22 protein-coding genes and 2 tRNA genes are annotated in these 26,024 nt (G+C 50.3%); 13 read left to right on the forward strand and 11 right to left on the reverse strand.

Annotated features, from left to right (window positions below; translation table 11 throughout):
• Positions 1–141: 141 nt before the first annotated feature.
• From DRJ53_RS01720 to DRJ53_RS01745, 6 genes are all read left to right on the forward strand, one after another.
• Positions 142–1,671, forward strand: a complete 1,530-nt coding sequence (locus DRJ53_RS01720) for a type I restriction-modification system subunit M (RefSeq protein WP_114233853.1) — start codon at positions 142–144, stop codon at positions 1,669–1,671.
• Entirely contained in the window at positions 1,668–2,831 is a 1,164-nt protein-coding gene (locus tag DRJ53_RS01725; protein ID WP_114233854.1) for a restriction endonuclease subunit S, read from the forward strand. Before DRJ53_RS01720 ends, DRJ53_RS01725 begins: the two co-directional genes overlap by 4 nt.
• Positions 2,828–6,175 (forward strand): DEAD/DEAH box helicase family protein, encoded by a 3,348-nt coding sequence (locus DRJ53_RS01730; RefSeq protein WP_114233855.1) that lies wholly within the window; start codon positions 2,828–2,830, stop codon positions 6,173–6,175. The genes DRJ53_RS01725 and DRJ53_RS01730 overlap by 4 nt, the downstream gene beginning before the upstream one ends.
• Before the next feature lie 387 nt (positions 6,176–6,562).
• Positions 6,563–7,387 (forward strand): DEAD/DEAH box helicase family protein, encoded by an 825-nt coding sequence (locus DRJ53_RS01735; protein WP_114233856.1) that lies wholly within the window; start codon positions 6,563–6,565, stop codon positions 7,385–7,387.
• A gap of 89 nt (positions 7,388–7,476) precedes the next feature.
• Positions 7,477–7,935 carry a JAB domain-containing protein gene (locus tag DRJ53_RS01740; protein ID WP_114233857.1) on the forward strand — a complete coding sequence of 153 codons (459 nt, stop codon included), beginning with the start codon at positions 7,477–7,479 and terminating at the stop codon, positions 7,933–7,935.
• Between the two features lie 70 nt (positions 7,936–8,005).
• Positions 8,006–8,410: a hypothetical protein gene (locus DRJ53_RS01745; protein ID WP_114233858.1), complete on the forward strand. Its 405-nt coding sequence runs from the start codon at positions 8,006–8,008 to the stop codon at positions 8,408–8,410.
• A gap of 287 nt (positions 8,411–8,697) precedes the next feature.
• Here DRJ53_RS01745 and DRJ53_RS01750 read toward each other — a convergent pair.
• A tRNA-Pro gene (locus tag DRJ53_RS01750) sits at positions 8,698–8,771 on the reverse strand.
• A gap of 223 nt (positions 8,772–8,994) precedes the next feature.
• Between DRJ53_RS01750 and DRJ53_RS01755 the strand changes: the two genes are divergently transcribed.
• Positions 8,995–10,899: a PAS domain-containing sensor histidine kinase gene (locus DRJ53_RS01755; RefSeq protein WP_114233859.1), complete on the forward strand. Its 1,905-nt coding sequence runs from the start codon at positions 8,995–8,997 to the stop codon at positions 10,897–10,899.
• Positions 10,899–11,309 carry a response regulator gene (locus DRJ53_RS01760; RefSeq protein WP_114233860.1) on the forward strand — a complete coding sequence of 137 codons (411 nt, stop codon included), beginning with the start codon at positions 10,899–10,901 and terminating at the stop codon, positions 11,307–11,309. Before DRJ53_RS01755 ends, DRJ53_RS01760 begins: the two co-directional genes overlap by 1 nt.
• 80 nt (positions 11,310–11,389) lie before the next feature.
• Here DRJ53_RS01760 and DRJ53_RS01765 read toward each other — a convergent pair.
• Positions 11,390–11,463, reverse strand: a tRNA-Pro gene (locus tag DRJ53_RS01765).
• Positions 11,464–11,550: 87 nt separating this feature from the next.
• On the opposite strand from DRJ53_RS01765, the gene DRJ53_RS01770 reads away from it, so the two are divergent.
• Entirely contained in the window at positions 11,551–12,162 is a 612-nt protein-coding gene (locus DRJ53_RS01770; protein ID WP_114233861.1) for a TrmH family RNA methyltransferase, read from the forward strand.
• Between the two features lie 141 nt (positions 12,163–12,303).
• Here the strand turns inward: DRJ53_RS01770 and DRJ53_RS01775 are convergent, their stop codons facing one another.
• The 9 genes from DRJ53_RS01775 to DRJ53_RS01815 form a co-directional block, all read right to left on the reverse strand.
• Positions 12,304–13,263, reverse strand: coding sequence for a YihY/virulence factor BrkB family protein (locus DRJ53_RS01775; RefSeq protein ID WP_114233862.1), 960 nt, complete (start codon positions 13,261–13,263; stop codon positions 12,304–12,306).
• Entirely contained in the window at positions 13,253–14,305 is a 1,053-nt protein-coding gene (gene mltG / locus DRJ53_RS01780) for an endolytic transglycosylase MltG (protein WP_114233863.1), read from the reverse strand. Before mltG ends, DRJ53_RS01775 begins: the two co-directional genes overlap by 11 nt.
• A gap of 66 nt (positions 14,306–14,371) precedes the next feature.
• Positions 14,372–14,725: a preprotein translocase subunit SecG gene (gene secG, locus DRJ53_RS01785; protein ID WP_114233864.1), complete on the reverse strand. Its 354-nt coding sequence runs from the start codon at positions 14,723–14,725 to the stop codon at positions 14,372–14,374.
• Entirely contained in the window at positions 14,722–15,636 is a 915-nt protein-coding gene (locus DRJ53_RS01790) for a hypothetical protein (protein ID WP_114233865.1), read from the reverse strand. The genes secG and DRJ53_RS01790 overlap by 4 nt, the downstream gene beginning before the upstream one ends.
• A 185-nt stretch (positions 15,637–15,821) precedes the next feature.
• Positions 15,822–16,373, reverse strand: coding sequence for an LPS assembly lipoprotein LptE (gene lptE / locus DRJ53_RS01795; RefSeq protein WP_165929610.1), 552 nt, complete (start codon positions 16,371–16,373; stop codon positions 15,822–15,824).
• Positions 16,374–16,438: 65 nt separating this feature from the next.
• Positions 16,439–17,680, reverse strand: a complete 1,242-nt coding sequence (locus tag DRJ53_RS01800) for a sigma-54 interaction domain-containing protein (RefSeq protein ID WP_114233867.1) — start codon at positions 17,678–17,680, stop codon at positions 16,439–16,441.
• A gap of 72 nt (positions 17,681–17,752) precedes the next feature.
• Positions 17,753–19,177 (reverse strand): tRNA (N6-isopentenyl adenosine(37)-C2)-methylthiotransferase MiaB, encoded by a 1,425-nt coding sequence (gene miaB / locus DRJ53_RS01805; protein WP_114233868.1) that lies wholly within the window; start codon positions 19,175–19,177, stop codon positions 17,753–17,755.
• Between the two features lie 147 nt (positions 19,178–19,324).
• Complete coding sequence (locus DRJ53_RS01810) at positions 19,325–19,837, reverse strand: hypothetical protein (RefSeq protein ID WP_114233869.1); 513 nt, start codon at positions 19,835–19,837, stop codon at positions 19,325–19,327.
• A 140-nt stretch (positions 19,838–19,977) separates the two neighbouring features.
• Positions 19,978–20,757 carry a (Fe-S)-binding protein gene (locus tag DRJ53_RS01815; RefSeq protein WP_114234409.1) on the reverse strand — a complete coding sequence of 260 codons (780 nt, stop codon included), beginning with the start codon at positions 20,755–20,757 and terminating at the stop codon, positions 19,978–19,980.
• A 192-nt stretch (positions 20,758–20,949) separates the two neighbouring features.
• Here DRJ53_RS01815 and DRJ53_RS01820 point away from each other — a divergent pair, with 192 nt between their 5' ends.
• The 4 genes from DRJ53_RS01820 (at position 20,950) to DRJ53_RS01835 (ending at position 25,877) form a co-directional block, all read left to right on the forward strand.
• Positions 20,950–22,005 carry a hypothetical protein gene (locus DRJ53_RS01820; protein ID WP_114233870.1) on the forward strand — a complete coding sequence of 352 codons (1,056 nt, stop codon included), beginning with the start codon at positions 20,950–20,952 and terminating at the stop codon, positions 22,003–22,005.
• 96 nt (positions 22,006–22,101) lie between these two features.
• Positions 22,102–22,791, forward strand: a complete 690-nt coding sequence (locus tag DRJ53_RS01825; RefSeq protein ID WP_241558421.1) for a LysE family translocator — start codon at positions 22,102–22,104, stop codon at positions 22,789–22,791.
• Positions 22,792–22,844: 53 nt separating this feature from the next.
• Positions 22,845–25,013, forward strand: a complete 2,169-nt coding sequence (locus DRJ53_RS01830) for an outer membrane protein assembly factor BamB family protein (protein WP_114233872.1) — start codon at positions 22,845–22,847, stop codon at positions 25,011–25,013.
• A 75-nt stretch (positions 25,014–25,088) separates the two neighbouring features.
• Complete coding sequence (locus tag DRJ53_RS01835; protein WP_114233873.1) at positions 25,089–25,877, forward strand: mechanosensitive ion channel family protein; 789 nt, start codon at positions 25,089–25,091, stop codon at positions 25,875–25,877.
• Positions 25,878–26,024 lie beyond the last annotated feature (147 nt).

Genomic DNA, 26,024 nt, shown 5'->3' on the forward strand with positions numbered 1-26,024 from the left:
GCGGGTTCGTTTCCATCCGTTCAAAATACATGGGTGAGCGGACGGACGGAAAATTTCCAGTGTTCGTATCGATCAGAAAGCCTCCGGTCCCGCGGATGGGGTCAATCCCATATATTTGAACACTCAAACCAAAACCCGTCTATGATCACCGGAGAACTACGCTCAAAGATCGACAAGGTGTGGGAAGCGTTCTGGACCGGCGGTCTCAGCAACCCCATCACCGTCATCGAGCAGATGACCTACCTGCTCTTTATACGACGCCTCGACGAGCTGCACACACAACGCGAACAAAAAGCAGCCTTCCTCAAGAAATCCATCGACAGCCCGATATACACCTCAGAGCAGTACCCGCTGCGTTGGTCATACTTCAAGAACGACGACCCCGAGGTGATGTTTGAAGCCTTCCGCAAGGTGGGCGGCGTGTTCGACTTTATGAAGGGGTACGGTGAAGCAGATGCTGCCTTCTCCCGGTTCATGAAGGGCGCTACGTTCATGATCCCCACACCGCGGTTGCTGGCACAGGTGGTAGATATGCTCGATAGCATCGACATGTCGGACCGCGACACAAAGGGCGACGTGTACGAATACCTCCTGAGCAAGATCGCTTCCGCTGGTACCAACGGACAGTTTAGAACGCCGCGTCATATCATCAAGATGATGGTGGAGATGGTGGCGCCAACCACCGAGGACGTAATTTGTGATCCCTCGGCGGGCAGCTCGGGCTTCCTTGTTTACAGTGGAGAGTACCTGCGCCAGCATTATAGCAACGAACTCCTCAAACCCGAAGTACAACGCCACTTTCAGAACAGTGCGTTTATGGGGATGGAGTTCGACCCGACCATGATCCGCATTGGTGCGATGAACCTGATCCTGCACGGGATCGAAAACCCGCACCTAAAGGACGTAGACGCACTGAGTGAAGACAACCGCGACTTTACCGAACAGGCATCCATCGTGCTGGCAAACCCGCCGTTTAAAGGTAGCTTGGACCGCGAAGCTGTGGACCCTGCACTCCTGAGCGTGGTGGACAGTAAAAAGACCGAGCTGCTGTTCCTTGCACTGATCCTGAAAGGTCTGCGCACTGGTGGACGTGCCGCTGTGATCGTTCCCGATGGTGTACTATTTGGCAGCAGTAAGGCGCACCTGCAGATCCGTAAAGAACTCATCGACAACCACAAGCTACAAGCGGTGGTTTCCATGCCGTCCGGCGTTTTCAAACCCTACGCAGGGGTGAGCACCGCAGCACTCTTTTTTACCAAGACCACGAACGGTGGTACCGACGCTGTTTGGTTTTACGACATGCAAAGGGACGGGTTTAGCCTGGACGACAAGCGTACGCCACAACCGGATAAAAACGACATCCCCGACATCGTGCAGCGGTGGAAAGGGCTCGATGGAGAGCAGGGCCGGAAGCGCACCGACAAGAGCTTTCTGGTGCCTGTTGACGAGATCCGCAGCAACAACTACGACCTGTCCATCAACCGGTACAAGGAAGTAGTGTATGAGCAAAAGCAGTACGACAAGCCGGAGGTGATCATCGCGCAGATTGAAGCACTGGATGAAGAACGCCGCGAACTCCTGGGCGAACTGAAAGCGATGCTGCTTGAAGGTGAGGAGTCGTTTGCGATGGTTGCGGAACCGAGTGTTGACTATAAAGCGGTTGGACGATGAGGTGGAAGAGTGCAACGCTTGGGGAGGTATGTAGTATCCAGACGGGCAAGACACCACCAACAAAGGTAGTTGAATACTTTGGGGGAGAAGTTAATTGGTTCAACCCAAGTGACATCGGTAGTACACAACTTCTACGAAAGTCAATTCGGTCGGTTTCACAAAAAGCTGTTGCCGATAAAAAAGCTGTGTTGTTTCCAACTGGATCCATCTTACTTACTTGTATCGGTGAAATAGGTCGTTGTGGGATTTTGTCGCAGCCATCCAGTGCAAACCAGCAAATCACTGCGTTGAAGTTCAATTTGGACATTGATCCTCGATTCGCATATTACTGGTTTGTTGTTAATAAAAAACGACTTTCAGACGTTGCAAACAATGCTGTTGTTCCAATCTTAAACAACCAAGCTCTACGAACAATCAAGTTCGAATATCCATCGCTCTCCGTCCAGCGACAGATCGCGGACACGCTGGACAAAGCCGATGCGCTACGACAGAAGGACCAACAGCTGCTGCAGAAGTACGACGAGCTGGCGCTGTCCATCTTTTACGAGATGTTCGGTGATCCGGTAGGAAATGAGCGGGGGTGGGAAATTCAACCTTTGAGAGAATTGTCTGAGTTAATTCAGATCGGACCGTTCGGATCGCTTTTACATGCGGAGGATTACGTATCGGGAGGTATTCCGCTTGTAAATCCGAGTCACATCCGCGGAGGCTTGATTGTTCCTGACCTTGATCTTACAGTTACCGAGGATAAGATGCGTGAATTGAGAAACTACGTTATGCGGAGTGGTGATATTGTGATGGGGCGACGGGGTGAGATGGGTAGATGTGCAGTAATCACTTCTAAAGAAAATGGATGGTTATGCGGAACAGGCAGTCTGTTTATCCGTCCGAATAAGAAGGTTGAGCCAACAGTGCTCGGGATGTTTTTATCCCACCCGTCTGTCCGTGACGTACTCGAAAGAAGTTCCCTTGGAACCACCATGAGCAATTTGAACCAGAAAATTGTAAGTAACCTGCAACTGATCGCTCCTCCGAAATCCGTACAAGTGATGTTCGTGGATGCGATGCAATCCCTTTCTAAACAAGTTCAAGTGATTAATCGCAGCGTCCATCAATCGAGTCAACTCTTCCAGAACCTGCTAAGCCAAAACTTCTCATGACCTCCAACTTCGATTTCATACAGTCCCCGTTTCGCAACCTGGCACCCACGCTCAAAGACGCGGAGCGACAGGTCCACACCGCACCATCATATGCGGCTATCCTTTGCCGTAAGTCGTTGGAGGAATGGGTACGCTGGCTGTATGAGAACGATGCGGACCTGGAGCTGCCCTACGATACCACACTCAACACCCTCATGCACCAGCAAGAGTTCAAGGATCTGCTGGCACCCACTGTGTTCCGTCAGGTAAACCTGGTGCGCAAGCTCGGTAACGATGCGGTGCACACCTCCATGAAGGTGAAACCCTCCGAAGCGCTCCACGCCCTGCAGATCATGCACGGGTTTGCCGGTTGGGTCATCAGGGTGTACAGCGAGACCAAGACCACGGTACCGCCGTTTGACGTGAACCTCGTGCCCTTGGAGTCGGAGGAAGTAAAAACAAAACGCGATCTCGACAGGCTCAAAACCCAGTTCGATCAGACACAGGAACTTAATAAAAAGCTGGAAGCCGAACTGGAGCGGCTCAAAGCCATCAAGGACGCACACCAAACCGTTGTGCCGCCACCATCGGACCCCAACGAAGCTATTACCCGCGAGCTGTACATCAACCTTTTACTGCGTGAGTCCGGCTGGGACCCAAACGGGCACAATGTGTCGGAGTACGCCGTTACGGGCATGCCCACTGGAGACGGCAGGAACAACGGTCCTGGTAAAGTGGACTACGTGTTATGGGGCGATGATGGTAAACCCCTCGCGGTAGTGGAAGCTAAACGCACCAGCCGCGACGCACGGGTAGGCCAGAACCAGGCAAAACTCTACGCCGACTGTTTGGAAGCGGCCCACGGGCAGCGTCCCATCATTTTTTACACCAACGGGTTTGAAACCTGGATGTGGGACGACCGGGAGTATGCGCCCCGCAAGGTGCACGGGTTTTACAAAAAGGACGAACTACAGCTTCTGGTACAACGCAGAACTACCCGCAAACCGCTTGCGGAGGCCCCTGTTGACCCCGCAATCGCCGACCGGTACTACCAGATCGAAGCGATCCGCAGCGTCGGCAACGTGCTGCAAAACCGCGGACGTGAGGCGCTGCTGGTGATGGCAACCGGTACCGGTAAAACACGCACCGCTGCCGCCCTCATCGACGTACTGAGCAAGTGCAATTGGGTAAAACGGGTGTTGTTTCTTGCCGACCGCAGCGCACTGATCTTCCAGGCGCAGAAGAACTTTACCTCGTACCTGCCGCACCTCACTTCCATCGACATCACCCGCGAGGACGACGAAGAAGCCCGCGACCGTGCACGGGTTGTGTTCAGCACCTACCAGACGATGATCAACCAGATCGATGGTGCCTTTCAGGACGACCAACGCTATTTCGGGGTAGGTCATTTCGACCTGGTGGTGTTCGACGAGATCCACCGCTCGGTGTATAATCGCTACAAAGCCATCTTCGAGTACTTTGATGCCTACCGCATTGGACTAACCGCCACACCAAGATCAGAAGGAGATCGCGACACATACCTCTTGTTTGGGATGCAGCCGGGGAACCCAACCTACGCCTACGAGTTGGATCAGGCAGTGGTCGATAAGTACCTTGTTCCCTACAACGCTACCGGCGTTCCGCTCAAGTTTCAACGACAGGGTATCAAGTACCACGAGCTTTCCCGCGAGGAACAACAGAAATACGAAGAACTGTTTGCCGATCCTCTTACCGGGGAATTTCCAAACGAGATCGACAGCGCAGCACTGAACAAGTGGTTGTTTAACACCAGCACGGTTGACAAAGTACTGGCGCACCTGATGACACACGGCATCAAGGTAGCCGGTGGCGACCGGTTGGGTAAGACCATTGTGTTTGCAAGGTCGCACAAACATGCGCTGTTTATCAAGGACCGGTTCGACAAGCAGTACCCGCACCTCAAAGGCGATTTCTGCAAGGTGATCGATAACTACGAGGAGTATGCATACGACCTGCTGAACTCCTTTTCCGTAAAAGACAAAGGACCGCACATCGCGGTATCGGTGGATATGCTCGACACCGGCATTGACGTACCCGAGGTGGTCAACCTGGTATTTTTTAAACCAGTTCGGTCGTCGTCGAAGTTCTGGCAGATGATCGGCAGAGGCACCCGCCTTTGTAAAGACCTGTTTGCACCAACCGATGACAAGAAGGAGTTTAAGATCTTCGACTTCTGCGAAAACTTCGAGTTCTTCGGCACCAATCCAAAAGGTAACGATAGCACACAGGGAAAATCGCTCAGCCAGCGCTTGTTCGACCAGCGCCTGAAGCTCACGCTGCTGCTGCAACGCAGGGACGAAGCCGAACTGCGCACCTATGGCGACGAGCTGCAACAAAACCTGGTAAAGCAGGTACAATCGCTCAATGAGGAGAGCTTTCTGGTGCGGCAACACTGGCGTACGGTGGAGAAGTACCGCGATGGTGGCCGCTGGAACGCACTGGATGAACTGGAGGTAAAGGAACTGCTCGACAGCATCAGCCCGCTGGTAACGGAGAGCGACACCGACGAACTAGCCAAGCGATTTGACCAAATCTGTTACAACCTGCAGCTCAACCTGCTACAAAAGGGTGCAGCCAGCGACTACCTGGTGAGCAACGTACAGGAGCTTGCCGCCAAACTTAGTAAGAAGGCATCGGTTCCGGCGGTTGCGGATAAGATGGGTCTGATCCGCGAGGTTCAGACAAAGCCTTTTTGGTCGGGCATGAACGTGATGCGGGCCGAAGGGCTGCGTAAAGACCTGCGTGGTTTGATGCGGTTTATCGACAAAGATTCGGGACGCATAATCTATTCGGATTTTGAAGACGATTACGATGGAGCGTGGAAGGAATTTGAAGATCCATATCATCTGGATCTGGAAGTGTACCGCAGGCGCGTTGAACACTATATCCGTTCGCAACAACACCACATGACGATCTACAAGCTGAAGATGAACATCCCGATCACATCCTCGGAGCTGACGTTGCTGGAGAACATGATGTTTGAGCAGGGTGAGCTGGGGGGACGGGAACGTTTTGAACAGGTCTATGGCAAACAACCACTCGGTAGGTTCATACGCTCCATTGTAGGACTTGATGTAGAGGTGGCGAAAACCGAGTTTGCACAGTTCATCAACGCACCGGCCCTTAATCCACAGCAGATCCGCTTTGTGGACACCATCATCAATTTTCTCACCGTCAACGGAACCATTGACCCCGAGGCACTGTTTGAACGTCCCTTTACCGACATCGCCAGCAACGGACTGATCGAGGTGTTTAATAAAGACCAGGCCGACGAGATTGTGCACATGGTACAAAGAATTAATGAGAACGCATTGGTAGCATCGTAGTGTAACGACCACGCACCAACGAAATCTCGCCGGACTGGTGTTCGCGTCTGTGAGCGATACCCGCCAGATGGTCAAAATCCCCGTGTAAGGAACGGGAACACAATCCTGTCTGCACTAAGAACATAAATCGCTACAACGGTGAGAAAACCGGCGTATGCACCGCTCTGTGACACCCTCCTTCATTTAACACCCCCGGTCCATTTCACCGCTTCAACTACCCCCACCACTTCTTACCTGGGGACTTTTGTACCGTCTTACAGCACACACCAACTTTTTTAGCGCTTAAAAAAACACCTTTCCAACCTTACAGCTTCCGCATGTCCCTGCGTAAACCTCTCAGGTTTATCACCAAGTCCTGTTCGAGCATGAACTAAACACTACAAGTTTATGCAACAGACTACAACAACCACAGAACAAGGCAAGATCCGTTTAGCATTGTACGGGTCTTCGCTCTCAGCACTTACTTACAATGCGCTCCGCATCGCACAAGGTCTTTCCGGTGACTGGTGGAAGGTGGGTATCCTCGACGTATCCGGTCAGGCCCACAAGTTCAGTCACCTCGGCATGTTCACCACCATCGGCATGAGCGCACCCTACAGCGCCGAGCGGTACTTCGATGCGATGACGCTGCTGGAGCTTGCCGGTATGGACGTGATCATTCTGAACACCATTACACCGGAGTACAACGGTGCTGGTGGACTGATGGAGCGGATGAACGGAGACTTCCAGCATGCTCTGAAAGCCCACCGGTCGTTTCTGCAGGACATCCGCAACCTTGATGCCCACGTTATCTGCACGGTGTCCACCAAACCCCGGCTTTCCATTCGTGGTGGTGGCCGGCTGAACATCTCGCAGGAACCGGTACAGCAACCGGGCATTGAGCAGATCTTCCAGACCGTGCTACAGGTTGACCGTTCCAATCGTGCCATCCTGGTAAAGGATGAAACCGGCACACTGCCTCGAAACATGCCTTTCCACCTGGACACCGAGGTTGGCGCACAATTGCACCGGTGGTGCTTTACCGGTGGCGCACAACTGGAGGACACCTTACAGTGGAGGATCAACGGCTGCGAGAGCCTGTCGCAGCTTTACAGCCTGCTGTTTACCACCGATACTGACGACCCGAAGGTGATGGCAGCCTTCACCAAGCGCAAGCTGCAGCTTCAGGGCGTACAACAGCCGCAAGGTGAGCTGGTCGACATGCCGTTCTAACCACAAACACCATCTCATTCACCGTTTCCGTTCGTCCGCAACACCATGTACAGCGGACGGACGGAACACATCATCTCTTTCTTTTACACATGGAAGCAGTAAAGCACGTCGTCGCGGAGATCACCGTGGCGTACAAACCCAAAAGGAGCCCCAAGGATGCACCGCAGGTAAGCAGTTCGGCGGATGCAGCACAGCATCTTTACGAGGGCTTTAATCAAGACCTAATGAGCTTACAGGAGCAGTTCGTGGTAGCTTACCTGAACCGCGGAAACCGCATCATCGGACTATTCCGCGCCTCACAGGGAGGCATAACCGGAACGGTGGCAGATCCGCGGCTGATTCTCGCCACCGGGCTAAAGGTTGCAGCGGTAGCGATCATCCTTGCACACAACCATCCCAGCGGCACACTCAGACCTTCAGCAGCCGACGAGGAGCTAACCCGAAAAATTTCCAGTGCGGCGAAGTTCATGGACATCAAGGTCCTGGACCACCTCATTCTGGATGCGGAGGGTAGCTACTACTCGTTTGCGGATGAAGGCCTGTTGTAGTTGTTGTTCAAAGAGACCCGGCGTGTAACAGCGTCGGGTTCTTATTGCTTAATCAAAACCTCACTGTCAAATGCATAGAAGAATTACGCTTTTAGTTTTCGCGCTGGTGATCAAACAGGTTGTCATCGCTCAGGCCGTGCTGTGGGTCGACGAGATCGAGATCGCAAGGTTTGATCCGCAGACCAAAGACTTCGGCAAGTTTGAAGCCTACCACGTACAGGACGGGCTGCGCCTGGTGCTCACGTCCACAACGCTCATGGTGGGTGGTACCGGCACTGTGTACACGTTAAAGGAGCAGATCGTCAACAAGGAAACAGCAACCGAGATCGAGATCACACGGTGGGCAGTTAACCAGGATGGTGAGCGCTGCATTATTTCTTACTTTGGGGACAGACCCCGCGATGTCGTCTACCTCATGGTATCCAGAGCGGACAGGATTGTGCGGTACAAGGTCGGGAAGATCACGAAGCTGTGAACTGCAAGACGTGAAGGTAGGTGTAGGTCATTGGTTCAAATCCAATCCGGTTCACATCTCCATCAGGCTCACATGATCGTTCTTGCTTTAGCTGCAGATGGTGTATTCAATCTGTATGATGAATGAGTGTAGTACCACACCTCCAATCAGGACACCGCGTTGTCGAAATTGGGGTAAAAAACCATTAATTTTACCACGTTAACGGGACCATTTTCCCCCAATTCTACAAGCTCACAGCAAACCTCTAAGAACAACGAAACCCGCTACAGTAGCAGGTTTCATCCATGTCGGGATGACTGGATTCGAACCAGCGGCCTCTTCGTCCCGAACGAAGCGCGCTACCGGGCTGCGCTACATCCCGAGTAAAATGGACGGGCCAAAAGTATCGACATTTCCCAATTTGTAAAAATTTTCACCGGAAGCAATGGGCGCAAAAATCCAATCATTGTAAAAATTTAAACGTAAAAACCACACTGATCGCCCCGTTTTGTTTAAAACTCAATAAATTATAACGTTAGCTCCTTACACAGCAATGAAAAGGAGTTGTATTTTTACACACGGGCCTAGTATTTTGCTCCTTAACCATGTTGCCGAATTGTCAATCTGTACTTCAGCATTTGCCTGAAGCCATCCTCCTTTTGGACCAAGATGGCTATATCACCTATGTGAATCAAAAAGCGATTCAGCTTACCGGTTATTCCGAAATCGACTTGTTGCAAAAACCTTTTTCCATCCTCGAGCAAAATCTGTCGGGTGCATACAAGTGCACTTTCGAACTGGGCGAGGCCCTGAAAAAAGGCCGCTTTGAGGGAGAAGGGTGGAAGCTAAACAAGAACGGTAGCCGCATTTGGTGCACTACTGCCATTAGCCCATTGTTCAATGATGATAACGAAATGCAAGGGTATTGTTGCAGCCTGCGCGACCAGTCGGAGAAAAAAGAACAGGAACTAAAGCTGCGCCAAAGCGAGGAGCGGTTTCGTTTGATGGTGGAAGGCGTAAAGGACTATGCCATTTTTATGCTCGATACCGAAGGGCATATTTTAACCTGGAACGAAGGTGCCCAACGCACCAAAGGATACAGTGGCGAGGAAATCATCGGCCGGCATTTTTCTACCTTTTACTCAGCCCCCGACCTGGAAGATAAAAAGCCTGAACGGGAACTGAAGATTGCCATTGCTACCGGCAAATACGAAGAGGAAGGTTGGCGTGTAAAAAAGAACGGGTCCGTGTTTTGGGCCAACGTGGTGATCACTGCGCTGTTTAATGAAAACAACCAGCATATTGGTTTTTCAAAAGTTACCCGCGACCTGACAGACCGCAAAGAAAATGAAGAACACCTGCGCCAAAGCGAAGAACGATACCGGTCGCTGGTGGAGCAGGTGCTGGATTACGGCATTTTTATGCTCGATGAAAAAGGCCGCATCATTAGTTGGAACGAAGGTGCTAAACGCATCAAAGGCTACACGGCTGATGAAATTTTAGGTAAATATTTTTCGATATTTTATACCGAGGAAGACATCATCATGGGCAAGCCTGCCTACGAATTAAAAGTGGCCCGCAGCAAAGGCAAATACGAAGAAGAAGGCTGGCGCCTGCGCAAAGATGGCAGTATGTTTTGGGCCAACATCTTGATCACCGCGGTGTACAATAACCAGGGCCTATTGATCGGTTATTCAAAAGTTACCCGCGACCTTACCGAACGAAAAGAGGCAGAACGGGCACTGCGTGAAAGCTACGAACGCTACCGCATGCTTACCGATGAATTGAAAAGAGCCAACGCCGAACTGTCGTATGCCAACCAGGAGTTGGAGCAGTTTACCTCCATCGTGTCGCACGACTTGCAGGAACCTGTGCGCACCATCAAAAGTTTTTTACAACTGATCGACATCAAACTGGAAGATGCAACAGTGGCGGAGCTCAAAGGTTATTTGCAAAAATCGCAGAACGCTGCCAACCGGATGCGGGAGATTATTCAAAACCTGTTACACTATGCGCAATTAAGCCGCGGCGAAATGGTGTGCGAAGAAGTGGATGTAAATGAGTTGTTCAGCCAGGCATTGCAAAACCTGCGCACCGCCATTGAGGCAAACAATGCGCAAATAACCATCGAAAACGAAGTGCCTTATATTTTCGGCGACCGAATTCAGTTGGTGCAACTGGTGCAAAACCTGGTGGGCAATGCGCTAAAGTTCACTGTATCCGAGGTGCCGCAGATCAAGATCCGCTGCACGAACGAAAACGGCGTGGTGCAATTTTCCGTATCGGACAATGGCATAGGTATTGCAAAAGGTGATCTACACAAAGTATTCGAGATCTTCAAAAGGCTCAGCACCGAGAAAGCATACCCCGGCACCGGTATTGGACTGGCCATCTGCAAAAAAATCGTAGACAGGCATCATGGAAGGATTTGGCCCGAATCTACACCAGGCAAAGGCACTACTTTTTATTTTACCTTAAACGAGCAACCAGAAGTGTTGCAGACTGCATAATGACGCAATACAAAATCATCATTGTAGAGAACGACGAGGACGAGCAATTTTTTATGAACGAAAGTTTCAGGAAGTCGGAGTTGTTTGATGTGATCGTTCTGCTGAACAACGGCAATGCACTCATGGACTGGCTGCAAACGAACCCGGGTAATTTACCCGATTTGATTCTTTCTGATTTGAATATGCCGGGCAAGAATGGTTATGATATTATTGCAGAAGTAAAAGAAAACCCGGCGCTGGCGCACATCCCGGTGATCATTACGTCAACATCTTCCACCAAAACTTTTATCGATCGATGCCTGGCACTTGGCGCTGCCGATTACCTGGTAAAGCCCGAAACCTTTATTGATTACGGACCGTATATCGAGAACCTGCACCGGATTGTTCACAACAGGATTGCAGTGAAATAAAAGCCTATAAATTTTGCTGCAACTTGGTTGTTGTAGCGGCATAAAAAAATCCTTCAACAGATGTTGAAGGATTTTTTTTGTCGGGACGACTGGATTCGAACCAGCGACCCCAAGCACCCCATGCTTGTACGCTACCGGACTGCGCTACGTCCCGAACTTTTACGCCGTTTTATTGGCGATGGGGTGGCAAATGTAAGGGAAAAAATGGAAACAATCAGGCTAAAATTTTAGTTTGCACCCTATGACAGAGGCAAGAACTGAAAAAATTATCCAGGTGTTGCAACGGCGGCAAACAGGGCTCACCCTGGTCTTGGAAAACGTGTTTGACCGGCACAATGTGTCGGCCATTATGCGCACCGCCGATGCTGTTGGTGTCGGTGAACTGTACGTGGTAAACACGCAGGCGCCGCCAGCGGAACGCTGGGGTTACCGAAGCAGCAGCGGTGCTTACAAATGGGTAAAAGTGCACCAGTTTGATGAGTTGGAAACCTGCATCAATGCCGTTCGAAACAGGTATGAAAAAGTGCTCACCACGCATCTTTCTTCCGAAGCCGTTTCGTTGTTTGAAATTGATTTTACGCAAAGCATTGCGCTGGTATTTGGCAACGAACAAAAAGGGGTAAGTGAAGCGCTGCGCGGCATGGCCGACGGTAATTTCATCATCCCGCAAATGGGCATGATCCATTCGCTCAACATCAGCGTAGCTTGCGCGGTGAGTTTATATGAAGCCCTCCGGCAAAAAAGTGCTGTCGGCCATTACAACCAACAACAAATCAGCACCGAACAATTTGATCATTTATTTCAAGACTGGACGATGCACCCGAGATTGCGGGATACAGGCGAAACGGAGTAATGTTTTGTAAATATGAAAAAAGGAAAGATAAAAACTACGTCGCAGTTTTTTAGAAAAACTCACTCTATTCTTGCAACGAAATGCGCCTCACTTTCTTATGAAAATGCACAGACCACCAGCTGAATAAATGACTATTTAATCTCACACATTTACTGCAGCAATCGCTTCTTGTTCCTTACGCTTTTTCTGTTGCAATGCCGCCAACGTAACATTTAATTCAAACCCCAAAAGGATCACCAACGCATTGGCGTAAATCAGGGACATGATGATAAACACAACTGAAATTGAACCATACAATTTGTTGTAGTTGCTAAAATTATTGATGTAATACGACACGAGAATTGTTGTGAGGATAACGAGTGTCGTTGCTAAAACAGAACCCGGCGTGATCAATGGCCATTTTTGGTGCAATGCAGGCCCATGCCGGTATATAAAGGAAATAACATAAAAGATTAGCGCCACTAAAATCACCCAACGCAGGTTGACTATTAGCAGCCGCACCATGTGGTTTTGCACACCCAGCCATTGCAGCACCGCTTCATGTGCCACCAGCAACAGCAATGACATAAACACCAGCAGCAATGTTACGAGTGTCATTTGCAAAGCCGTTTGCCGCATGCCCAAACCGCTGCGTTTATAAAAACCTTCATAGTTTTCGTCGAACGAACGCAATATGCCCATCATGGCGTTCGACGAAAAAAAGACGGCTAGCAACAAACCAAATGAAAGCAATTCGTTGCGCGGGTTGTTGAGAAAATCGGCCAGGAAATCAATGATGACGCGGTTGTTTTGTTCTCCCGGCACAATGTCGCGGATCACCGAAAACAACTCTTGTATAAACTTATCGGAAATGGGGAGCAGCGGCACCAGGGTGAAAATAAAAATCAGCGTGGGCGGAATGGCCATGAACACGTTGAACGAAATCGCCGCAGTGCGTTCCACCAGGTTGGCCCGGTTCAATTGCCGCAGAAAAGCCGGCCACACGGCGTGCAGCGAATGGCCCGCAAAGCCCGGAATAAAAACAGTTTTGCTTTTCCGGATAATGCCCTTTACCGGTGTAGACGTTGTTATGCGCCGGGTTATATCGCTTCTACTGGGCATTGGCCTGCGCTTGTTTATCCTTTTGTTTTTGCATCCACACCGTTAATGCAGCCTGGTACAGTTTTGCTTTTTTCATGTGCTCTGCATAGGTCGCACTAAAGTCGTGTGTGCCGTCAAACTCAGGGCTGGCAACAAAATAAACATACTCGGTTTGGGGCGCATCCAGCACGGCATCAAGCGTTGCTTTTTGCGGTGTGCAAATAGGTCCGGGCGGCAGTCCTGCATTGCGGTAAGTATTGTATGGCGATCCTACCTGCAGGTGTTTTTCATACACCCGCTTGATGGTAAAATCCTGCAGTGCAAAACGCACCGTTGGATCTGCTTGCAGCGGCATGCCGGTACGCAGCCGGTTGATGTACACCGAAGCGATGGTGTCTTTTTCATCGAGCTTGTTTGATTCCTCATCCACGATCGAAGCAATGATCGCAACCTGCAGCGGTGTTAGCGACAGGCGTGCCGCTTTTTGCTTGCGTTCTTCCGTCCAAAACTGGCGGTTGGCATCAGCTAATTTTTGAAAAATTTTGTCCGGGTCGCTGTTCCAAAAATAAGTGTATGTATCCGGCAGCACATAAGCCAGGGCCTGGTCCGAAGTGATAGATCGCTTGGTGCGGAAACTGTCGCTTTGCAGGTACGCCATCATCTCGGCCGAATCGGTTTCGAGGCGGCGCGATACCAGTTTAGCTAAATCCTGCGGGGTGCGCAGCTTATTGATCACCAGGTTTACCGGCGTTTGCTGCCCGTTGCGCAACCGGCGCAAAATGGTGAAGAGGCTGGTGCCCTTTTCAATTTCGTATTTACCGGGTTTGATGTTGTTCCAATACTTCAGCCGCTGCGCTAAAAAGTCAAAAGCTTTTGGGTACTTCACAATCCCGTTGCGCACCAGCGAGTCGGTAATGGCTTGTTTATTAGCGCCATCGGTAGCGATGTACAGCGCTTTTTTATTTTCCGAAAAACCGGTAGCCGGCCCCCAAAAAAACCAGGCAACCACACCAGCGCCTACCAGCAATAAAATTGCCACGATAATGAATAAGTTCCTGACCATGATGGAGTAAAGTAAATAAAAAACCCTGCCTAGCAAGACAGGGTGCAATATAAATAAGCTTAGAAATTACTTGCCGGTATCTGCAGGTGCAGCTTGCTGCGGTGCAGGAAGGGTGGTAGCGTTTGGCGTAGTGCCCTGGCGCATTGGCAAGGTGCCGGTACCAACGTTCTCCAGGCGATCCTGAACGGCACCGCCGCCTGCGATAAAGAATGTGGAAGTAATGCACAGTACGGCAATTACAGCCGCAAAAATCCAGGTGCCTTTTTCCAATACATCGGTGGTTTGTTTTACACCCATAAACTGGTTGCTAAAACCGGCAATGTTTCCGGCCAGGCCACCGCCTTTGGGATTTTGCACCAGCACCACCAAAGCCAGTACCACACAGGCAAGAATAATCAGGATCAGGAATAAAATGGTCATACGTTTTTCTTTAAACTTTCCAGTTTGGCTGCAAAATAAGCCCTTTTGGAAGGATTAGACAAACTTAATTTATGATAAACAGCCTCAGCCTTATCGAGGTTGCCCTGCTTGATCCAAACTTCCGCCATTGCTTCGGTCACAATTTCAGATTCCACCACCGAATGGGCCGCCATATGCTCTACTTTTTTCTCGGCGTTGGGGTCCAGGTCTTTCAACTGCTCGGTTGCCGGCAGGCGTTTCATGGTTTTTAGCCATTCGGTAAAACTTTTCAATTGCCGCCCCATCTTGTCTTTGCCGGCTTCTTCCTGCGACAGGCGAATTCCCTGCGACGCAAAATAATCGATAGTATGATAAGGCTCAAAAGCGGGCAACGTGTTATCGCTTGTAGCCGGTTCGTTTTGTTGCTGGTGAGTAGCTGGCGCCTCATGTTTTACTTCTTCAACCTGCTCTAATTCCGGTGCAATTTCCGGCGCATTTGCAATTTCTTGTGGTTGCGGTGCAAGCGGTTCAGCAACAGGCAACATTACTTCTGGCAAAACCGACTTTTCTGTTGCTGCGCTTTCATTTACCGCAAATGCAGGCTGTTCGGGCAGGCTCAATTGTTCGGGTAAAGGCGGCTCATCGCCGGTTTCGATGTCTGTTTCTTCGTCCTCGTAAAAAGTTTCGGCTTCCGGAAACGTGGGGTTCAAAAATGCATCGAACGCTGGCGGCTGGTGATAATACAGCGCAGCTTTTTGCATTTGCGCCCTTGCTTCGGGAACGCCATCCTGTGTCATTTTTTTTGCCAGTAAAAATTGCGCAGGCGCCAGGTAAGGTTGTTCGGCAATCAGTTGCTGCAATTCCGAAATGGAACAATCGGCGAAGGGCTTTTGTAACAACGATGTGGCTAAAAGGTCAAAGCGGCTGCTCATACAGGCAAGTTAAATGAAAGAGGGGAGGGAAGATGGAAAAGTCCGAAAAGTCAGTAGAGACGGGAAAGACAGTAAAGACGGAAAAGAAAGTATTAGATTATATCGTTTAACAAACAAGTCTGTTGGAGCAAAAACTAGTCTTACTTTCCTGTCTTTTCGGTCTCTATCGTCTTTCCCGTCTCTCCCTACCAATTCGAAAACATTCGGTTAAAAAGGTCGTCGGTCATGTTGCGCAAAATTTCATCGAGCAATCTTGATTCTGCCGCCTGCAGGGAAAGGTTGGCATCAAAATCAAAACTGCGGCTCACATCCAGTTCCTGCGCCGTATTACTGAGCCGGTTGTTGACAGTCAGGTGCACCGACACGGTAAGCCGGTTGGTTACGGCCGCCTGCTGGTTGCGCCCCGTTCCGCCAGCCTGCCCCGATGAGATGGCCGACGTGGTAACAGAATAGTCCGACACATAACCCGTTACATCCCAGTGCACATTATCGTTGTTGGTTTGTGTCAGTCGGGTTTGGTTCACAATTTTTTGGCGCAGCCGCTCGGTAAGCTGCGGGCTCAGCTGCGGGTTTACATAGCGGGCTTTGTTTTCAATAAAATTGATCCGCACGGTTTTTACACTGTCCGGCACCGACACGTCGGCAAACGAATACACGCCGCAGCCAGTGTTTACCGTTGCCACGCACAGCGCAGCAATGGCCATAAAGAACAATAAAAGAATGGGTGTTCTTTTCATTGAAATATCATTGGGATAGAGTGGGCAAATTACAAATGGTTTTGAAAAAGGAATCCCAAACCTCCTTACTCGTCAATGTTATATTCTTTCAATTTCCGGTACAGGGTTCGTTCGCTGATGCCCAGGTCGGAGGCGGCATCCTTGCGTTTGCCTTTGTGTTTTTTCAAGGCCTTTATGATCAGCTCTTTTTCTTTGTCCATGATGTTGAGGCTTTCTTCCACCTCTTCATGATCGTGGATGTCGTTGTTGAGGATCACGGGCTGTGCGGCCGGCTGCGGTGTATGGTGCATTAATACCGGCGGCGCAAAGTCGTTGTGTGGGTGCAGCTCGGCCACCTGTGCCATCATGGCGGGGTTTTGCTGCAGCGCCGACGGGTTTTGCACCACTTCAAAAAAAAGACGCTTCAGTTCGGTCACGTCCTTTTTCATATCGAAAAACAGCTTGTACAAAATTTCCCGTTCGTTGGCAAATTCATGCGGTGGATGTCCGCCACTGGCGCTGGCCAGCACGGGCAGGCGGCTGCCGTTGTTTTGGGGTAAAAACCGCTCCAGCGCCTTTGCATTTACCTGTTTGTCAACCGATAAAACCGAGATCTGTTCGGCAAGGTTTTTCAGCTCCCGTACGTTGCCCGGAAAATGATAGCTGGTCAGCCTTTGGCGTGCTTCGTCATCGAGTTGCACCGGTGCTGTGCGGTAGCGTTCGGCAAAATCAACTGCGAATTTGCGGAACAGCGTAACGATGTCTTCTTTTCGATCGCGTAGGGCCGGCACCCGGATGGGCACCGTGTTGAGGCGGTAATAAAGGTCTTCGCGAAACTTGTTTTGCTCCACCTGTTGCAGCAGGTCGCGGTTGGTGGCGGCAATTACCCGAACATCGGTTTTTTGCACTTTCGAAGAACCCACGCGGATGAACTCGCCGGACTCCAGCACCCGCAGCAGGCGGGCCTGCGTGCCGAGGGGCATTTCGCCAATTTCGTCCAGGAAAATGGTACCGCCGTTTACTGTTTCAAAATAGCCTTTACGGCTATCCACAGCGCCGGTAAATGAGCCTTTTTCGTGGCCAAATAATTCAGAGTCGATGGTGCCTTCAGGGATGGCGCCGCAGTTGACGGCAATAAACGGGTTGTGCTTGCGGGCCGAAAGCGAATGTATGATATGCGAAAAAGCTTCCTTACCCACGCCGCTTTCGCCTACAATCAGCACAGTCAGGTCGGTGTTGGCCACCTGAACGGCCACCTGCAGCGCATAATTCAGCGCAGGAGAGTTGCCAATGATTCCAAATCGGTTTTTTATGGTTTGCAGGTCCATTCTTGGTTGGTTGTTTCGTGTAAATCCTATCTGTTTTCTGTGCCTACAAAATCTGATCGCTTGCAGCCCTGATTAAGGGTTCGCTACAATTTTACCCAGCAACGTAGCCTGGGTACTGCTATCCACCTGAACCTGTACGTAGTCGCCGGGTTTCAGGTTGAATCCTTCTTTTGGAAAAACAATCACTTTGTTCTGGCTATTGCGGCCCATCCAATCCAATGCGCTGCGTTTCGAATCGCCTTCGATCAGCACCTTAAATGTTTTACCAATGTCCCTTAGATTGCTATCGAATGAAAGCTTGTTTTGCAATTCTACAATTTCCTGCAGCCTGCGTTTTTTTACCGCCTCTGGCACATCATCCTGGTAGCGCCGTTGCGCTAAAGTTCCGGGTCGTTCGCTGTAAAAAAACATATAGCTCATGTCGTATTGGGCAAATTGCATCAGGTCCAGCGTATCCTGGTGGTCTTCTTCGGTTTCGGTGCAAAAGCCCGCAATGATATCCGACGAAATGCCGCAATCGGGCATGTATTCGCGGATGCGGTCCACTTTGGCTTTGTACCATTCGCGGCTGTAGTTGCGGTTCATCAGGCCCAGCACACGGGTGGAGCCGCTTTGCAGCGGCAGGTGAATATATCGGCAGATGTTTTCGTAGCGGGCCATAGTTGCTAGCACGTCATCGGTAATGTCTTTTGGATGCGAGGTGGAGAACCGAACCCGCAGGTCCGGAGCTACCAGAGCCACCAGTTCCAGCAAACGGGCAAAAGTTACCGGCTGGCCGTCTGCATCGGGTATAAAATAATAGGAGTCCACGTTTTGCCCGAGAAGGGTAACTTCTTTATATCCCTGCGCATACAGGTCGCGGCATTCTGCCAAAATGCTGTCGGCATTGCGGCTGCGTTCTCGGCCGCGGGTAAAGGGCACCACGCAAAATGAGCACATATTGTTGCACCCCCGCATGATCGACACAAACGCCGTAATGCCGTTGCTGTTGAGGCGCACCGGCGAAATATCGGCATAGGTTTCTTCGCGGCTCAGGAGCACGTTGATGGCTTTTTGTCCGCCGTCTGCTTCGTCGATGAGTTGCGGCAGGGCACGGTAGGCATCGGGGCCCACCACAATGTCCACCAGCTTTTCTTCTTCAAGGAATTTTGCTTTCAGGCGTTCGGCCATACAGCCCAACACACCAACCAGCAGGGCCGGGTTGCCTTTTTTTAGTTTTTTAAACTCCTTAAGTCTTTTGCGCACTGTCTGTTCCGCTTTTTCGCGGATCGAACAGGTGTTCAAAAAAATCAGGTCGGCTTCTTCCAAATTGCGGGTGGCGCCAAAGCCTTCCCCGTTGAGAATCGAGGCCACGATCTCGCTATCGCTGAAGTTCATTTGGCAGCCATAGCTTTCGATATAAAAATGCCGGCGGTACCTATTTGTATCCAGGGCAAACGGAGCAAATGCTTCGCCCTGGCGGGATTCATCATGTACTTTTTGAGCAATGTCCAACATAACCACTAAAATTGAGGGCAAAGATAAGCAATAGAAAATGACAGGATGTCAGGAGCGAAAAAGTAAAAAGACAAAATTCAAAAGTCAAAACGAAGCGCAAGTTGCCCTACAGATTTTGCCTTTTTACTTTTGCCTTTTTAATTCTTTTTATTTGGCTGCTACGCCAAACCTTTTGGCCAGCCAGGACGATTTTACCGGGATGATCCAGTCTTCTTCCAGTTCCTTTTTGGTGGCTACTAGGTTGTTGAAGTATAATGTATCGCTGTTGATAAAACCGTTTTCAAACGCATAGCCCAGTTGATTCATGGGCAGCACCTGCACTTTTTCGCCGGTGGCAAATGCCAGCGTGGTGCGGTCGAAAAAGTTAATGCCGAATTGCTGCTCCAGCCCTTTTACAAAACGTACCGAACTGTCGGTGCTGCAGCCACCCACATGCACACTAGATTCGTCGGCCATAAGCACCAGGAACTGGCCAAAAAACAAGTTGGCGTAGGCTTTTACCGGCGCACCATGTGATTGCCAGTTGCGGGCAAAATCTTCAATCATCGGCTCCATCGCCAGGGCTTCGGAAAGCGTTAGCTGGCGGCTCGATTGGTAGATCCAAACACGGCTTCCGGCAGCAAACTCTTGGGGCAGTAAATGTTTGTATTCCAGGTTCATGCCGCAAAGGTAACCTGTGCCGCGGAGCTTTGGAGCAGGATTAGTAGCATTTTAGGAAAGACGGAAGTCAGAAGTCGGAAGTGCGACGACAATTACATTTGTTAGAAACGTCTTCGGTCTTCGGACTTCCGACTTCTGATTTATTTCATCGCTGCCGCCACCAATTCCGCCACATCCAGCACCTGCACCGATCCTTCCTTTTCGGCATTTTTGACGCCGTCGGTGAGCATGGTGTTGCAGAATGGACAAGCCGCCGCTACAATAGAGGCGCCGGTGCCGATGGCTTCGGCGGAGCGTTCGAGGTTGATGCGGGTGGTGCCCGGTTCTTCTTCTTTAAACATTTGCGAGCCGCCGGCACCGCAGCACAAGCCGTTTTTGCGGCAGCGTTTCATTTCCACCAACTCGGCGTCCAGCGCTTCCAGCACTTTGCGGGGCGCTTCGTAAATGCCATTGCCGCGGCCGAGGTAACAGCTGTCGTGGTAGGTTATTTTTTTGCCTTTGAACGCATCGGCGTCGGTGAGTTTTATTTTACCGGCATCAATCAATTGTTGCAAAAAGGTGGTGTGGTGCATCACCTCGTAGTTGCCACCAATTTGCGGGTATTCGTTTTTAAAAATATTAAAGCAATGCGGGCAGGTGGTTACGATCTTTTTTACCTCGTAATTATTCAGCACCTGGATGTTTTGGTAGGCCATCATCTGAAACAGGAACTCGTTGCCCGCCCTGCGTGCAGGATCGCCGGTGCACATTTCTTCTTTGCCCAAAATGGCAAACGACACACCCGCCTTGTTCAAAATAGTGGCAAAAGCCTTGGTGATGCGCTGTGCCCGCTGATCAAACGAACCGGCGCAACCCACCCAAAAAAGAACTTCCGGAACTTCGCCTGCCGCGAAAAATTCTGCCATTGACCGTACCTGCATGGTGCTTGTTTTAAACTCTGCCTTCAAAAATAAGGCATGCCCGTTTAGCATCCGTCAATTAGCTACGGCGCGGCGTATTTTACAATGATCCTATCAATGAGCTTCTAAATAAACAAAGCGCCGAAACTGAAATTGCCGCCGCCAAACCGGATGCACATTGGGCCCACATAATGGTTATTTTTGCCGCCCTTTATGGGTAGGAATACATTTTGGGAAAAGTTGGGCAACTGGGAGCTATGGCCGTTTCCGCTGCGGTATGCTGCGCTGATGCCTTATTGGGTGGGCTATTGTATGCGGGCGGGCTCGCCGTGGTTTTTTACCGCGTCCAATCCCACCATCACTTTTGGCGGTTTTGATGGCGAAGGCAAAAAAGAAATGTATGCATTGCTGCCCGAAGGCAGTTATCCCAAAACCTTTTTTGTTACACCGGGCATACCTGCCGATCAATTGCTGCAACAGGTTCAGGCTGCAGGTTTTCAATACCCTTTTTGTGTAAAACCCGATGTTGGTTTGAAAGGCTTGTTGTTTCGCAAAATTGATAACGAAGCTGAACTGCTCCGCTACCACAGTGCCATGCCGCTGGAATACATGGTGCAGGACCTGGTGCTGCTGCCGCTGGAAGTGAGCATTTTTTACTACCGCCACCCAACGCAGCAAAGGGGCACCATTAGCGGTTTTATACAAAAAGACCTGATGGAAGTGGTGGGCAACGGCAGGGACACGTTGCACCAACTCATTTTAGCGCATCCTATTGCACGGCACCGCATGGCTGAAATGCAAACAAAGCATGCTGATAATTTCGACACCATTTTGCCGCAAGGCCAACAATACCTGCTGGCTTATGCCGCCAACCTCAACCGCGGTGCACGGTTTAGCCAACTAACAGCGCACATCGACGAAAGCCTGCAACAACTTTTTGACGACCTCAGCCACCGCACCCAGTTTTATTATGGCCGTTACGATATCAAATGCCAGTCGGTGGATCTGCTGAAGCAGGGAAAAGCTTTTCAAATCCTTGAATTCAATGGCGCCGGCGCCGAGCCCAACCATGTGTACCATGCAGGCTTGTCGTTAAACCAGGCGCATACCGAGATCAAAAAGCACTGGAAAGCTTTGTATGAAATTTCAAAGTACAACCACGAGCACGGGCACCCGTATTGGCCGTTTTTGAAAGGCTATCATTTTCTAAAAAAAGCAGGCCGCCACGGCAAGCAACTGGAAGCGCTGGACAGAGAAATTCTGGTGTAATTTTTTAAATACTGCTTTACTTTAATATTGCACCCTCGTGCACCCCAATCCATTAGATCGATGCCCAGGCTTTTGCGTGTTTTTTTTACCGGTCTCATGATTTCCTTTTTGGGTTCGTTGCCCCTGGGCACACTCAACGTGGCCATCATGCAAATAGCCATCACCGATGGCTTGCGGCCTGCTCTTTATTTTGGCCTCGGCTCGCTCACTGCTGAAGTGGTTTATGTGCGGCTGTCGCTCATCGCGATGGATTGGGTACGCAAACAAAAAGCGCTGTTCCGAGCACTGGAGTGGGTTACACTGCTGATTGTTCTGGCACTGGCTATTTCTTCGTTTTATGCGGCCACGCATCCAAGTATAAAAAAGAATATCATCCTCAGCAGCACGCTGCACCGCTTTTGGCTGGGTCTTTTTATGAGTGCACTTAACCCGGTGCAAATTCCGTTTTGGTTTGGCTGGAGCACGGTGTTGTTTACCAAGGGCATTTTGCAGCCGCAGGCTGCGCAATACAACATTTATATTGCCGGCATCGGCATCGGCACACTCATCGGCAATTTTGTGTTCATGTTTGGTGGTAAACTGGTGGCCGATAATATTACCGGCAACCAGGATGTTTTGAACTGGGTGATTGGCGGCATCTTCTTGCTCACCGCCATCATTCAAGCCATAAAAATGGCCCGCAAAAAAGATGTGGACCACCGCATCGATCACCCCGAAGAAGAAGAGCATCCGTTTGAATCCATCATTTTGCAGGAAGAAGACAACAACGATAAACCGAAGGATTAATGATAGGAGCGTCGAGCTTCAAAAGCAAAAGGGATAAATCTTTATCTTGAAACATGCTTCTTCGATTGTTGCCCCTTCTTATTTTTTCCTTTGTCCTTTTTTCCTGCGCCGATGCACCCGATGAATCCAACCAATCCTGGAGTGTGTACGGTGGTTCCAAAGAAAAAACTCAGTATTCATCGCTGTCGCAAATTGATACCAGCAATGCTGCGCAATTGGAGGTGGCGTGGGTGTATCGCAGCGGCGATGCCGACACGGTAAATGGTTCGCAAATTCAGTGCAACCCGCTGGTGGTAGATGGTATTTTATACGGCACATCGCCAACACTCAGATTGTTTGCGCTGGATGCCGCTACGGGCAGGGAGTTGTGGGTGTTCAACCCGTTTGATTCATTGAAAGCCGACCGCGGATTTTTTATCATGAACAACAGCCGCGGCCTTGCATATTGGACGGATGGCAAAGAAAAGCGTTTGTTTTATACCGCCGGTTCGTACCTGTATTGCATTGATGGCGCCACCGGCACACCTATCCCCAACTTTGGCACCGATGGAAAGATTGACCTGCACGATGGCCTCGACCGCGATTTAACTGAGCTTTTTGTTACGTCCACCTCGCCGGGCATTGTTTATAAAGATCTGATCATTATGGGCACCCGTGTAGATGAAGGCGCTGCCGCAGCACCGGGCCATATCCGCGCTTTTAATGTACGGACTGGTAAACGCGAATGGATCTTTCATACCATTCCGCAGCCGGGCCAGCCGGGCTATGATACCTGGCAGGACACAGCCGCGTATAAAAATATTGGCGGCGCCAATGTATGGAGCGGCTTCAGCCTCGATGAACAACGTGGCCTCTTGTTTTGCGCCACCGGCTCGGCCTCGTTTGATTTTTATGGTGGTAAAAGAAAAGGAGCGAACCTGTACGCAAACTGTGTGCTGGCATTGGATGCCGCAACCGGTAAACAGGTCTGGCATTTCCAGGGCGTGCACCACGATGTTTGGGACCGCGATTTTCCAACACCGCCTGTGTTGCTGACACTTAAAAAAGGTGGCCGCACCATCGATGCTGTGGCGCAGGTTACCAAAACGGGTTTTGTGTTTGTGTTTGAACGTGAAACCGGCAAGCCTGTTTACCCCATTCGCGAAATGCCGGTACCTATCAATACAACGCTTGTTGGCGAAGAACTGTCGCCTACGCAACCGGTGCCCCAAAAACCATTGCCGTTTGTGCGGCAAAAATTTACTCCGGAAGAACTGAACCACCTGTTGCCGCCGGCCTCATTTGAGCAGGTAAAAAAAGCATTGGCTTCATATAAAAGTGGCGGCTTGTTTGAGCCGCCATCGGAGCAGGGCACGGTGGTCCTTCCGGGCTTTGACGGCGGCGGCGAATGGGGTGGGCCGGCAGTAGACCCGGAAACAGGAATACTGTATGTAAATGCCAATGAAATGGCTTATATACTAACGATGGTGCCGTTGAAAAATGAACAAGCCAAAGTGGAAACTAAGATGGAGGCGGGCAAACGATTGTACCAGGCCAACTGCATGACCTGTCACGGACCGGAACGAAAGGGCAGTGGCGCCAACCCGTCGCTGATCAATGTGAGCCAGCGATACAACAATGTTCAATTTCACCAGTTGATATCGAGCGGCCGCCGCATGATGCCTTCCTTCAACCGTTTGCATTCCGCCGAAAAAGAAGCAATCGCTGCATTTGTGTTGGAACAAAAGCAGCTAGGCAAGCAACAATATACCGGCCCCGGCACTAACGGCGATGGCTACCTGAAGTTACCTTATAGCACCACCGGGTACAACAAATTTCTAAGCCCGGAAGGGTTGAATGCATTAAGGCCACCGTGGGGTACCATCAACGCCATTGACCTCAACACCGGCGACTTTGTTTGGCGCGATACCTTGGGAGATCATCCGCTGTTTAAAGCGCAGGGCATCCGTACCGGCAGGGAAAACTATGGCGGTCCGGTGGTGACCAAAGGCGGACTATTATTTATCGGCGCCACACCGGACAGTATGTTTCGGGTGTTCAATAAAACCAATGGCCGTTTGCTTTGGGAAACTACTTTGCCGGCACCTGCTTTTGCCACGCCTGCTGTGTATGCGGCCAACAACCGGCAGTACGTGGTAGTGGCTTGTGGCGGCGGAAAACTGGGCACAAAATCAGGCGATTATTACGTAGCATTTGCGCTGCCACAAAAGCCGGAACAATAGTTGCACAACTCGGTCGCTGCCTAATTTTTAGGAGCACATTTTAACCACTTATTTTTTCCGTTTTACTTTCGCGCCATGAATTTGGAGGCATTTTACGATAAAGCATACCTGTGGATATTGACGGTTGGGCCAAGGCTGCTCATCGCGGTTTTTGTATTATTTGTGGGCATCTGGCTGATCCGCTTTTTGAAAAGGGCACTGAACCTGCACATGCACCGCCGCGAATTTGATCCATCGCTGCAGCCCTTCCTTATTTCCTTGTTTGGAACCGTGATGCAGGTAATGCTCATACTGGCCTTGATGCAGGTGCTGGGCTTGCAAATGACCATTTTTACTGCCCTGATTGGTGCATTGGGTGTGGCTGCGGGTCTGGCGCTATCAGGCACTTTGCAGAATTTTACTTCCGGTGTTTTGATCCTATTGTTGAAACCGTTTCGCGTAGGCGACAGCATTTTGGCGCAAGGGCAGGAAGGCATTGTCAGCTCTATTCAGATTTTTTATACCGTGGTGACCACGCAAACCAACACCACGGTAATCATCCCAAACAGCAAGCTGTCCAACGAGGTGATCATCAACTTAAGCCGGCAGGGCAAACGCCGGCTGGACATTGAATTGAAATTCAATTTTGGAATTTCGTTTGATGAAGTGCAACGAATTGTACAAAAGCGGATTGATCAGACGCCGGCTATTTTAAATGATCCGGCCACCAACTTTGGTGTTTCTTCAGTTGACCCTGACGGTTATAAAGTAATGATCAATATTTGGGTGGATGCGCACCATTACCACGAAGTGAAACTGGCGTTCCAGGAAGATATCATTGATGACCTGAAAGCTGGTGGTATCAAGCTTCCGGGCATGCCGTGAGGAAGTGAAAAGTCAAAAGTAAAAAGGCAAAAATGTAGCGAGACATTATTGTCGTTTTCTAAAAAATAATTTCGTGATTTATTTTTTTCCGTTCGATGAAGTGAATTTATGAAAGTGCCTAAAAAAGGCGGTTCCGTTTCGGATCCG

Origin of the sequence: Paracnuella aquatica (genome assembly GCF_003332885.2) — a bacterium.
Classification (GTDB): Bacteria; Bacteroidota; Bacteroidia; order Chitinophagales; family Chitinophagaceae; genus Flavisolibacter; species Flavisolibacter aquaticus.

Coding starts and splice junctions, on each gene's coding strand:
- DRJ53_RS01810 (WP_114233869.1), bottom strand. CDS start 19,837: ATGAACCTGGAATACAAACATTTACTGCCCCAAGAGTTTGCTGCCGGA.
- DRJ53_RS01730 (WP_114233855.1), top strand. CDS start 2,828: ATGACCTCCAACTTCGATTTCATACAGTCCCCGTTTCGCAACCTGGCA.
- DRJ53_RS01775 (WP_114233862.1), bottom strand. CDS start 13,263: ATGCCCAGTAGAAGCGATATAACCCGGCGCATAACAACGTCTACACCG.
- DRJ53_RS01755 (WP_114233859.1), top strand. CDS start 8,995: ATGTTGCCGAATTGTCAATCTGTACTTCAGCATTTGCCTGAAGCCATC.
- secG (WP_114233864.1), bottom strand. CDS start 14,725: ATGACCATTTTATTCCTGATCCTGATTATTCTTGCCTGTGTGGTACTG.
- DRJ53_RS01725 (WP_114233854.1), top strand. CDS start 1,668: ATGAGGTGGAAGAGTGCAACGCTTGGGGAGGTATGTAGTATCCAGACG.
- DRJ53_RS01800 (WP_114233867.1), bottom strand. CDS start 17,680: ATGGACCTGCAAACCATAAAAAACCGATTTGGAATCATTGGCAACTCT.
- DRJ53_RS01745 (WP_114233858.1), top strand. CDS start 8,006: ATGCATAGAAGAATTACGCTTTTAGTTTTCGCGCTGGTGATCAAACAG.
- DRJ53_RS01760 (WP_114233860.1), top strand. CDS start 10,899: ATGACGCAATACAAAATCATCATTGTAGAGAACGACGAGGACGAGCAA.
- DRJ53_RS01820 (WP_114233870.1), top strand. CDS start 20,950: ATGGGTAGGAATACATTTTGGGAAAAGTTGGGCAACTGGGAGCTATGG.
- miaB (WP_114233868.1), bottom strand. CDS start 19,177: ATGTTGGACATTGCTCAAAAAGTACATGATGAATCCCGCCAGGGCGAA.
- DRJ53_RS01740 (WP_114233857.1), top strand. CDS start 7,477: ATGGAAGCAGTAAAGCACGTCGTCGCGGAGATCACCGTGGCGTACAAA.
- DRJ53_RS01815 (WP_114234409.1), bottom strand. CDS start 20,757: ATGCAGGTACGGTCAATGGCAGAATTTTTCGCGGCAGGCGAAGTTCCG.
- DRJ53_RS01830 (WP_114233872.1), top strand. CDS start 22,845: ATGCTTCTTCGATTGTTGCCCCTTCTTATTTTTTCCTTTGTCCTTTTT.
- DRJ53_RS01770 (WP_114233861.1), top strand. CDS start 11,551: ATGACAGAGGCAAGAACTGAAAAAATTATCCAGGTGTTGCAACGGCGG.
- mltG (WP_114233863.1), bottom strand. CDS start 14,305: ATGGTCAGGAACTTATTCATTATCGTGGCAATTTTATTGCTGGTAGGC.
- DRJ53_RS01735 (WP_114233856.1), top strand. CDS start 6,563: ATGCAACAGACTACAACAACCACAGAACAAGGCAAGATCCGTTTAGCA.
- DRJ53_RS01825 (WP_241558421.1), top strand. CDS start 22,102: ATGATTTCCTTTTTGGGTTCGTTGCCCCTGGGCACACTCAACGTGGCC.
- DRJ53_RS01720 (WP_114233853.1), top strand. CDS start 142: ATGATCACCGGAGAACTACGCTCAAAGATCGACAAGGTGTGGGAAGCG.
- DRJ53_RS01790 (WP_114233865.1), bottom strand. CDS start 15,636: ATGAGCAGCCGCTTTGACCTTTTAGCCACATCGTTGTTACAAAAGCCC.
- lptE (WP_165929610.1), bottom strand. CDS start 16,373: ATGAAAAGAACACCCATTCTTTTATTGTTCTTTATGGCCATTGCTGCG.
- DRJ53_RS01835 (WP_114233873.1), top strand. CDS start 25,089: ATGAATTTGGAGGCATTTTACGATAAAGCATACCTGTGGATATTGACG.